Below are 9,236 nucleotides of genomic sequence, written 5' to 3'. Positions count from 1 at the left end.
TCATGAGCAGGTTCACCGGGCTGCTGAAACTGGCCGCCGCCGCGGCCGCCGGAGCCGTCCTCGCCGGCGGCGCGTCCGCCGTCGCGAACCAGGACGACGCGGCCTGGCGCCGCGGCCATGAACCGGCCAACATCGGCCAGGTCAAACTCGACGTCAAGGCCTACTACGGCGACGTTGTCGGCCCCGACGGCAAGCACCAGTACTCCGAGAACAGCCGCTTCGTGTCCGACACCAAGCGCCAGGTCTCCGATGCGAAGCGCTACCTCCAGCGCAGGCTCGACCACGGCGTGAAGAACCCCGCTGTCGTGTTCGACGTCGACGACACCGCCGAGGTCACCTACGGCTGGGAGGCCGACAACGACTTCGGCTTCGACCCGGTGAAGCAGCAGGAGGCGATCGACAAGGGCACGTTCGTCGCGAACAAGCCGGTGCTGGAACTCGCGAACTGGGCGGCGCAGCGCGGCGTCAAGATCTACTTCCTGACCGGGCGCAACGAGTTCCAGGGCCCGCAGTCGCTGAAGAACCTCGCGAACGAGGGCTACCCGGCGCCCGCGGGCGCGTTCTTCAAGCCGAAGACCACCGCGCCCGACTACCTGCCGTGCGGCCTGACCTGCACCACCGTGCAGTACAAGGCGGGCACCCGGAAGCACATCGCCTCGACCGGCGCGACCATCCTCGCCAACTTCGGCGATCAGTTCAGTGACCTCGAAGGCGGTTACGCGGAGTCGCCGGTGAAGCTGCCGAACCCGATGTACTACCTCCCCTGACGGAATATCCGCGCGGGCGACGTTGCTGTCCCCGGTATCGGAAACCCTCTAGGGAGCTGATCCATGCCTGAGAAGAAGGTGCTGAAGCCCAGCGCGAACCACCCGATCACGGTGGCGCCGAACAAGGCGCGGGTGGTCGTCACGGTCGGCGGGAAGGTCGTGGCGGACAGCGCGAACGCGCTGACGCTGCAGGAGTCGAACTACCCGCCGGCGCAGTACATCCCACGCGCCGACGTCGACTTCGGTGTGCTGGAGCGGACGGAACATTCGACGTACTGCCCGTTCAAGGGCGACGCGTCGTACTACAGCATCCGTACCGGTGACGGCGTCGCCGAGAACGCCGTGTGGACCTACGAGGCGCCGCACGACGCGGTCGCCGAGATCAAGGACCACGTCGCCTTCTACCCGGCGAAGGTCGACGCGATCGAAGAGCGCTGACCGGCCCCCGCGTAGTGCTATGAACGACCCGTTACTGGCAAAATTTGCCAGTAACGGGTCGTTCATAGCACGCTGGGGTGAGGCGGAGGGGTTCTCCTGGATTGCGGGTAGCCGTTACGGAACGTGGTTGACCCGGTCGGCGTCGGCGGCGAGCGAGGTGTCGGGTTCGATCCGCCACGCCTCCAGGCCGGGTGTCTTGAGCAGCGCGTCGACCAGGGCCTCCTCGCCCGCGACGAGCGTCGAGTCGAAGTCGACCTCGGTCGCCACGCACCACGCGCGGTCGTCCGGCCAGAACAGGTTGGGGGACTGCGCCTCGAACCAGGCCGGTCGCGGCCGCCAGCCGAGTTCGGTCGCCGAGGTCAGCGGACCGGCGAACAGCAGGTAGTCACGGCCGGGATGCCGCAGGCGCGGCGCGTCGAGGTGTTCTCGCGAAAGCGTGGCCTCGTCCACCCAGGCGTAGCCCTCCCAGAGGCAGAACCAGGTGTCCGAAGTGGACGTATGGTCGGCGAGGACGGGCAGCAGGGCGGTGAGCGTATGCGACGGCAGATTGCCCCGGTCCGGCGGAGAGCCTCGCCAGAGTGATCCCGTGAGGTTCACCGGATCCGGGGAGCCCACGAGCGCGTGCCACTGCATGGCGCCGTGCGGACGCCGTCCCGTTTCGGCCGCGGCCTCGTGCCAGCCAGCCCAGCCTCCGCGGTCGCGTTCGGCCGGATGGCAGATGCGGGCGTAAGCGGGGTAGCCCCGCGGGACCGCGCGGGAGGCCGCGCCGAAAGCCCCGCCGAGTCGGGGAGAGATCCACTCGGCGGGGGACGGGTCGAGGGACGGCCGCATCACGGTGGGCAGTCTTCAGCAAGATCAAGTGGCGCGCATCTTGTCGGGGGTCCGGGGCATACTGCGAAGCGTGGGTGTTCCGCTGCGTCGTCGTTCGGGCCGTTCGGTGTACCGCGAAAGCAAACCGGGTCCAGGCGTCGGCGCCGTGGTCGAAAGCTCCTGGACGGGGCGCGTGGGCTGCGGCCGGTCTCTGCGGGTGTTCCCGGACGGCTGCGCGGATCTCGTCTGGGACGGGCGAGGCCTCGCCGTGGTCACGACGGTGAGCGGAGTGCTGCGGCACGACCTGCCCGCGTCGGAATGGACGGTGGGGCTGCGGCTGCGCTGCGGCGTCGGCGGTGCGGTGCTGGGGTTGCCGATGACGGAGCTGGAGACGGGAGCGACGCCGTTGCGCGAGCTGTGGGGCGCGAGCGCAGGCCGTGCGGAAGCCGAGCTGGCCGAGTCCCCGACGCCGGCCGAGGCACGGCGGGTGCTGGAGTCGTTGATCTTCGAGCGGTTGCGGCGAGGGGTGGAACTGGACGGGCTGTCGGTCGCGGCCGTCCGCGCACTGCGTTCGCCGGCAGCGGGCGCCGCCCAGGTCGCGGCGGACCTCGGTGTGAGCGAACGTGGGCTGCGGCGCCACGTACGGCACGAGGTCGGCGTCGGGCCGAAGGAGTTGCAGCGGGTACTTCGGTTCACCGGCTTCCTGAAGCGCGTCGGAGATGTGGCGCGTGCGCAGTCGTCCCTCGCCGACGTCGCGGCCGAGTCCGGATACGCGGATCAGTCCCACCTAGGGCGTGAGAGCCGACGGCTGGCCGGAGCCTCGCCCGGCGCGCTGGTGAAGTCCTGGGCCCGGCAGGTTGGCCGAAACGTTCCAGACTGAGCGGCCGGTCGCGGTGAAGATCGGGGAGTGCTTGAACCCTTTCGCGTCACCATCGACATCCGGACCGACGATCTCGACGTCAACGGCCACGTGCGAGGGCCCGCCTACCTCGCCTACGCCGACCATGCGCGCTGGGAATGCGTAGCGGCGGCCGGGGTGGATCCGCTGGTGCTCAAGGCCGAGAACCTCGGACCCGTCAACCTCGAAACGACGATTCGCTTCCGTCGCGAGCTTCGAGCCCGCGCCCGGATCGACGTCTTGACGCGGTTCGCCTGGGAGCCGGGCAAGGTGTCACGGGTCGTCCAGGAATTCCTGACCCCGGACGGTGCCGTGGTGGCGGAGGTCGAGAGTCTTTCCGGATTGCTGGACCTCGACCGGCGGCGGTTGGTCGCGGATCCCGCGCACTACTGGCGCAAATACGCGTCGCGGCCGGAAAATCTCGGTTTGACAAGGACTTCGTGATCTTTCGCCGCTTTCGGCCGAGAGCATACTGGCGACCATGGAGCCCTCATTCCTCGCCGAGCCGGCGCGAACCGCCGCCTACGACGACGACCTCGAATCGGATGGCTACGTCTACAACCTGACCAGGCTCTGGTCGTGGCGACCGGATGTGCTGACCTCGTTCCAGGAGTTGCGCGCCGGCCTGCTCGCCGACTCGACGCTCACCGCCCGAGAAGTCGCGACCGTCGTCGCCGCGACCGCCGCCGCACGCGGTGACTCCTACTGCGCCTTGGCCTGGGGGACCAAACTGGCCGGCCTGACCGACGACCACACCGCCGCGAAAGTGATCCAAGGCCAGGAGGCGGATCTTTCCGCACGCGAGGCCGCCCTCGCCCAGTGGAGCCGCGTGGTCGTCGGCGACCCCAACGCCACCTCGAAGTCCAATGTGGATGGTTTACGTACGGCAGGCTTCAGTGATCGCGAGATCTTCGAGGCGACCACCTTGATCGCGTTCCGTCTGGCCTTCTCCACGGTGAACGACGCGCTCGGCGTCCGGCCCGACCGGGAACTCGTCGCGAAGACGCCGCCCTTGGTCCGGGACGCGGTCAACTTCGGCCGTCCTGCTTAGCCTTCTTCTGGTAGAGGCTGGTGGGCCATTTCGCCGCGGGCGGATCGGCCACATGCTCGAACCCCGCGCGTTCGTAGAAGCCACGCAACGTCGGATTGTCGCTTGCCGTCGCCAGACGGATGAAGGATTTACCCGCTTCCGCTGCCCTCTCACCGACCCAGTCGACGATCAGCCGCCCGATCCCCGCGGCTTCGCGTGCCACCGCGAGACGGCCGAGGTAGTAGGCCGATTCCGGATTGATGCCCCAGAACACCGGATCCGCTTCGGCGACCACGCAGGTCGCGATCGGCTTGTCGTTCCTGGTGATCAGTAGCGCTTCGCCTGCTTCTATCGGGCGCCGAACGGATTCCGTGGGGAAACGCCGCGGCCACTGCTGGATTCCGCGTCCGGCCAGCCACGCGGCGGCCTCGGCGAGGAGGTCCAGCATCGTGTCCTCTTCGCCGGGCTCGGCCGGGCGGATGACGGTGTCCGAGGTGAGCGGCTCGGGACCGGTGATGATCGGCATGGCTCGATGATGCCGGAGAGCGGGTCGGCGGGTGGGTCGTGAGTGATAAGTGTCGTTCTAACCCCCTTTATCACTCACGACCCCGCCTGGAGCTGAGTCGGTACAGGGGTAGGGCGGCTGACGTTGCCGGGCAACGGCGTGCGGGCATGAGAGCTGGGGCGTGCCACGACCAGTCCTAGTAGGTGGTGAAGTCAGGTTGTCGGCCTATACCCGGAGGTGCATGGTGTTGCGTCTCGGTGTGCCGGTGGGGTCGAGGTAGGTGGGTGCGATGAATTCCGGGAGTCCGTCTTGGGCGAGCTGGACTTTCCATTCGCTTTTGTGGATCAGCCGGTGGTGTTTGGTGCAGAGCAGCACCAGGTTGTCGATCTTCGTCTCGCCGCGATGGCGCCAGAAAACGATGTGGTGTGCGGTGCAGCGTTGCACGGGCATGTCGCAGCCGGGGAACGCGCACCCACCGTCGCGGATCTTCAACGCGTGTTTCTGCGGTGTGGTGGTCGACCGGCTGGAGCGGCCCACATCAAGCGGTTGCCCGGCACCGGAGAGCACGACGGGCCGGATCCGGGCATCACACGCGAGGATTCGCACATCGGTGGCGGAGATGGGGCCGACCAAATCCAGGAGGCCGTCGCCGACTTCGTTCATGAGGTCGTCGTAGGCCATGGTGACCAGGATCTGGGTCGACTCCCCGGCTTGGCTGGGGATGTCGGGGCTGGCGGTCTTCATCCGCACATAGTCGGAGAACGCATCCCCATAGCGTTCACCCTGGGTACGAGGGTCCCGGACGCCGTCCACGGCCTTGTGCGGCTTCGCCAAAGGATCGAGGTCGGACTTCAACCGTGCGTAGATCTCCAGGTCGAGGGTTCCGGCGAACCCGAGGGTGCCGTCCCGGTGCTTGATGAACCGCAACTCAGGCCGAGCGTCCTTCGGATCCTCGTTACGAGGCTCTTTACCGTCGGGGTCCATCGTGTCCAGCATCCGACGCCCAGCCTTGACGATCTCCTTCGGCCCAGCACGACGAGCCAGATCGACCAGGATCTTCTCCCCCGCCCGCACATCCTCCTCAGGCACGAACGAGGGGACCTGGGCCAGGGCGCCGATGATCGCGTCGATCTGGCTGCCACCGATCGCGCCTTCGGCGGCGGCGTCGGCGGTCAACGGTGCCAGCGGGGGCACGATGTCGCCACCGAGAGCTACGCCGGGATGCAGGGCAAGAGCGCGATCGGCGCGGGCTGAGGCTTCCTTCTCCGACACGTGGAAGTCCTGCAGGATCAGGCCCATCAACGTCGAATGCCCATAACAACCGCGGATTCCGCGCGTGTTGAGTTCCGCGAAGATCGCGTACTGCTCCGCGTCCAACCGGCGTTTCAGGACTTCGATTTCCTGTTTGCGGGCATGCAGCGTCGCGGTATCGACACGCCACCACTCGGTGCACGCCGACGGGGGACTGTTTTCGCTGGCCACGACATCAACGATACCCGACAGTCGAACACCTGTGCTAGTAAAATATTTATGACACGAAATAACCCGACAGGGTCAAAATGATGCAAAGTCAAAGCTTTAAGCCGTGCTACGCCCGTCGAAGGTCGCTTCGCGTATTAAGTCTGCGAAGCGCGTCGGCGAGATGGTCGTAGGTGACGAAAGAGGGAGGTGCGCGGCCGGCGGCCCTTGTGCTAACGTCGTTCCTGAGCCCCGTATGGGCCTACGCATGGAGGTAGCGGCTACTTCAGCCACCGGAGATCGGCGCAGACCGTCTCTCGCATTCCGCATCCCCTCGTCAGTGGGATGACGCCTCTTTGTGGTGCGCACGTCGAAGCATAAGCGCCAAAGGCTCGGGGTGCTGTCTTCATGCCCTTTTCCGGTGATGGTTCCGCCCTCCTGTCGACTGTTCGACTGCTGAAAACGCGACGGGAAAGGAAAGCATTGACCGGCTTCAACGATCAGGTTGTCGAGGAATTCAGGCAGAACAAGGGAAAGCTCGGCGGAATGTTCGAGGGGTGGGAGTTGATCCTGCTCACCACCGCCGGTGCCAAGAGTGGCAAGCGGCGCACGAATCCGTTGGGGTACCTCGAAATCGACGGCAAGACCGTCGTCGTCGCCTCGAATATGGGGGCCTCCGGGCATCCGGGGTGGTACCACAACATCCGGCACGACCAGCGGGTGACGATCGAGACCGGCACCGAGACCTACGAGGCGGTCGCGGCCATTCCGTCTGGTGCGGAGCGGGACGCACTGTTCGCGAAGGTCGTCGCGAAGGACCCGGGATTCGCCGAGTATCAGGCGAAAACGACGCGGGAGCTGCCCGTCGTGATCCTGCATCGCCTCGACGACCGGGTGCGGGGGATGGGGGACTTCCTGGTGGAGGTCCACGAGTGGCTGCGCGACGAACTCAAGACACTGCGCAAGGGGGTCGACGACATCGTGGCCGGTCGCGCGGATTCGCTCACCATGGAGAAATCCCTGCGCGCACACTGTGTTTCGTTCTGCGAAGCGCTGACCAAGCATCATACCGGCGAAGACAGAGGGGCGTTTCCGATGCTGGCGCAACGGTTTCCCGCGCTCGCGCCGGCGTTGACGAAGCTCGGGGAGGACCACGTCGTCGTCGCGGCGTTGCAGAAGCGGATCCGTGAGCTCGTCGAGGGGTACGTCCACGGCGAGAGTGATCCGGTCCGGCTGCGCGACGACTTCGGCGCACTCGCGGACGAGCTCGAAGCACATTTCGCCTATGAGGAGAAAACCGTCGTGGCGGCACTCAACGTGACCGCACCGGCGCCGGGCTGACCGGGGACGGGTGCCCTGGCTTTCGCCGCCGGGGCACCCGCCGGAACTTTCGGCCGCCACCCGTCGTTGTACGAGATGGTCCAACGTTTTGGGTGTCGTGTTGTCCAAGCACGCTCGCGCAGAATTCGTCGCGGGCGTCGCCTTCGTGCGCCGCGTCGTGACAGAAGCTGAAACCAGCTCTGGCCATCGACAAGAAACGGTGACATGACCTCAGTTCTAAGAACCCCGGACACCGAAGAACGGCAGACTCCGCAGCCGATGTTGTCCGGGGAGCAGTCCCGCACTGAAAACCTGCTGGTGAAGTTGTTCGCGGTGGTGCCGTTGCTGGCGTTGGCCGCTGCTGTCCCGTTCGCGTGGGGGTGGGGTCTGGGGTGGGTGGACATCGCCATCGGTGCCGGCTTCTACTTCCTCACCGGCCTCGGTGTGACGGTGGGTTTCCATCGTTACTTCACCCACGGCTCCTTCAAGGCCAACCGCGCCCTGCGGATCGCGTTGGCGGTCACCGGGAGTATGGCGATGCAGGGCCCGGTGATCGGCTGGGTGGCTGACCACCGCCGCCACCACGCGTTCTCCGACCGTGACGGCGACCCTCACTCCCCGTGGCGGTTCGGTACCAGCCCGGCCGCGTTGGCCCGTGGTTTCTGGCACGCCCACATGGGTTGGCTCTTCGATCGGGAGAAGACGAACGCGCAGCGGTTCGCCCCGGACCTGCTCGCCGACCGTGATCTTGCCCGTATCGATCGGATGTTCCCGCTGCTCACCGTCGTCACGCTGCTCGCGCCCGCCGTGCTCGGCGGTGTGATCACGTTGTCGTGGTGGGGTGCGGTGACGGCGTTCTTCTGGGCGAGTCTGGTCCGTGTCGCGCTCCTGCATCACGTGACGTGGTCGGTGAACTCGTTGTGTCACATGATCGGTGACCGTCCGTTCGCTGCCCGCGACAAGTCGGCGAATTTTTGGCCGCTCGCTATCGCGTCGATGGGCGAGTCCTGGCACAACTCCCACCATGCTGATCCCACGGGTGCTCGGCATGGTGTCCGTCGCGGTCAGATCGATATGTCGGCGCGGTTGATCTGGTTGTTCGAGAAGGCGGGTTGGGCCACGGATGTCCGTTGGCCGAAGGCCGACCGCCTCGGCCGCAAACTCAACCCCGGGCACTCCCTGTCACCGCATCGGAGCACGCGAACCTGAGTCAGCGGACGGCGCCGCGCACGATGGCGTCGACCAGCTCACTACCGTCGGAGAACGCCGGGTCGTTGTGATCGGCCCCGGCGACTTCGACCGTCGTGGCACCGGACGCCTTCGCCACCTCTCGGCTTTGCTCGGCCGGGACGATCGAGTCCGCGGAGCCGTAGACGACGGACACAGGCGCCTTCACCCGCGCGACGTTGTCCCGGGTCGGGAACTCGTCCCTCAGCAGCCAGCGGACCGGCAGGAACGGGTAGTGCCGTTGCCCGACCGACGCGAGATCGACGAACGGCGAGCGCAGGACGAGCGCGGACGGTGGACGTTCGAGGGCCAGTGCGGTGACGACCGCCGAGCCGAGGCTTTCCCCGAAGTACACCTGCGGAACCGGCGCCTCGCGCAGCAGGAACTCGTGCGCGGCGAGGGCATCCAGCTTCAGCCCGTCCTCGGACGGGTCGCCGGGATTGCCACCGTAGCCGCGATAGTCGAGCAGCAGCACCGAAAGTCCGCGTGCGGTCAGCGCACGGGCGAGCGGGACGCGATACGAGCGGTTTCCCGCGTTGCCCGGCGCGACGAGCACGGCCGCTTTCGCGTCGGCGGCCGGGAAGTACCAGCTCGCGATGCTCAGGCCGTCCGACGTGGTGAGGGTGACGTCCCGTCCGCCGGGCAGGACCTCGGCGGCGTTCGGCAGCGGACCTCCTTCGGGGAGGTAGATCAGCTTGCGCTGGAAGGCGAACGCGCCACCGAAGACCACACCGACGAGGATGACGGCCACCGTCAGTCCGATCAACACCTTCCCGCGCATCC

Annotated in this window: 11 protein-coding genes; 7 read left to right on the top strand and 4 right to left on the bottom strand. The window is 66.9% G+C overall.

What is annotated here, in order from left to right; translation table 11 throughout:
* The first annotated feature begins 2 nt into the window (after window positions 1-2).
* Together H5J31_RS22335 and H5J31_RS22330 are read left to right on the top strand one after the other, a co-directional pair.
* On the top strand, window positions 3-767 hold the full coding sequence (locus tag H5J31_RS22335) for an HAD family acid phosphatase (protein ID WP_181774580.1): 765 nt from the start codon (window positions 3-5) through the stop codon (window positions 765-767).
* A gap of 63 nt (window positions 768-830) precedes the next feature.
* Window positions 831-1,205: a DUF427 domain-containing protein gene (locus tag H5J31_RS22330; protein WP_181774579.1), complete on the top strand. Its 375-nt coding sequence runs from the start codon at window positions 831-833 to the stop codon at window positions 1,203-1,205.
* Between the two features lie 114 nt (window positions 1,206-1,319).
* Here H5J31_RS22330 and H5J31_RS22325 read toward each other — a convergent pair whose 3' ends face one another.
* On the bottom strand, window positions 1,320-2,036 hold the full coding sequence (locus H5J31_RS22325; protein ID WP_207898474.1) for a hypothetical protein: 717 nt from the start codon (window positions 2,034-2,036) through the stop codon (window positions 1,320-1,322).
* A gap of 70 nt (window positions 2,037-2,106) precedes the next feature.
* Between H5J31_RS22325 and H5J31_RS22320 the strand changes: the two genes are divergently transcribed.
* Genes H5J31_RS22320 through H5J31_RS22310 form a run of 3 tightly spaced genes read left to right on the top strand, consistent with a single transcriptional unit; the run spans window position 2,107 to window position 3,964 of the window.
* The gene (locus H5J31_RS22320) at window positions 2,107-2,895 is read left to right on the top strand and encodes an AraC family transcriptional regulator (protein ID WP_181774577.1); all 789 of its coding nucleotides are present in this window, start codon (window positions 2,107-2,109) and stop codon (window positions 2,893-2,895) included.
* A 27-nt stretch (window positions 2,896-2,922) separates the two neighbouring features.
* Window positions 2,923-3,357, top strand: a complete 435-nt coding sequence (locus tag H5J31_RS22315; RefSeq protein ID WP_181774576.1) for an acyl-CoA thioesterase — start codon at window positions 2,923-2,925, stop codon at window positions 3,355-3,357.
* A gap of 37 nt (window positions 3,358-3,394) precedes the next feature.
* Complete coding sequence (locus H5J31_RS22310) at window positions 3,395-3,964, top strand: carboxymuconolactone decarboxylase family protein (RefSeq protein ID WP_181774575.1); 570 nt, start codon at window positions 3,395-3,397, stop codon at window positions 3,962-3,964.
* Here H5J31_RS22310 and H5J31_RS22305 read toward each other — a convergent pair.
* Both H5J31_RS22305 and H5J31_RS22300 read right to left on the bottom strand, forming a co-directional pair.
* Window positions 3,942-4,469 (bottom strand): GNAT family N-acetyltransferase, encoded by a 528-nt coding sequence (locus H5J31_RS22305; RefSeq protein ID WP_181774574.1) that lies wholly within the window; start codon window positions 4,467-4,469, stop codon window positions 3,942-3,944. The two genes, H5J31_RS22310 and H5J31_RS22305, sit on opposite strands and share 23 nt — an antisense overlap.
* Before the next feature lie 204 nt (window positions 4,470-4,673).
* Window positions 4,674-5,930 (bottom strand): HNH endonuclease signature motif containing protein, encoded by a 1,257-nt coding sequence (locus H5J31_RS22300; protein ID WP_181774573.1) that lies wholly within the window; start codon window positions 5,928-5,930, stop codon window positions 4,674-4,676.
* A 459-nt stretch (window positions 5,931-6,389) separates the two neighbouring features.
* On the opposite strand from H5J31_RS22300, the gene H5J31_RS22295 reads away from it, so the two are divergent.
* Complete coding sequence (locus tag H5J31_RS22295) at window positions 6,390-7,247, top strand: nitroreductase/quinone reductase family protein (RefSeq protein WP_181774572.1); 858 nt, start codon at window positions 6,390-6,392, stop codon at window positions 7,245-7,247.
* A gap of 204 nt (window positions 7,248-7,451) precedes the next feature.
* Window positions 7,452-8,435, top strand: coding sequence for an acyl-CoA desaturase (locus H5J31_RS22290; protein WP_181774571.1), 984 nt, complete (start codon window positions 7,452-7,454; stop codon window positions 8,433-8,435).
* 1 nt (window position 8,436) lies between these two features.
* On the opposite strand, the gene H5J31_RS22285 is transcribed toward H5J31_RS22290, so the two are convergent.
* Window positions 8,437-9,234 carry an alpha/beta hydrolase gene (locus H5J31_RS22285; protein ID WP_181774570.1) on the bottom strand — a complete coding sequence of 266 codons (798 nt, stop codon included), beginning with the start codon at window positions 9,232-9,234 and terminating at the stop codon, window positions 8,437-8,439.
* Window positions 9,235-9,236 lie beyond the last annotated feature (2 nt).

This window comes from Amycolatopsis pittospori (assembly GCF_013870525.1).
In the GTDB taxonomy this organism is placed as follows: domain Bacteria; phylum Actinomycetota; class Actinomycetes; order Mycobacteriales; family Pseudonocardiaceae; genus Amycolatopsis; species Amycolatopsis pittospori.
This window is presented reverse-complemented; position numbering and strand designations above follow the sequence as displayed.

Bases quoted from the DNA above. Each gene is read 5' to 3' on its own strand.
- H5J31_RS22290 (WP_181774571.1), top strand. From the start codon at position 7,452: ATGACCTCAGTTCTAAGAACCCCGGACACCGAAGAACGGCAGACTCCG.
- H5J31_RS22335 (WP_181774580.1), top strand. From the start codon at position 3: ATGAGCAGGTTCACCGGGCTGCTGAAACTGGCCGCCGCCGCGGCCGCC.
- H5J31_RS22330 (WP_181774579.1), top strand. From the start codon at position 831: ATGCCTGAGAAGAAGGTGCTGAAGCCCAGCGCGAACCACCCGATCACG.
- H5J31_RS22325 (WP_207898474.1), bottom strand. From the start codon at position 2,036: ATGCGGCCGTCCCTCGACCCGTCCCCCGCCGAGTGGATCTCTCCCCGA.
- H5J31_RS22285 (WP_181774570.1), bottom strand. From the start codon at position 9,234: ATGCGCGGGAAGGTGTTGATCGGACTGACGGTGGCCGTCATCCTCGTC.
- H5J31_RS22310 (WP_181774575.1), top strand. From the start codon at position 3,395: ATGGAGCCCTCATTCCTCGCCGAGCCGGCGCGAACCGCCGCCTACGAC.
- H5J31_RS22305 (WP_181774574.1), bottom strand. From the start codon at position 4,469: ATGCCGATCATCACCGGTCCCGAGCCGCTCACCTCGGACACCGTCATC.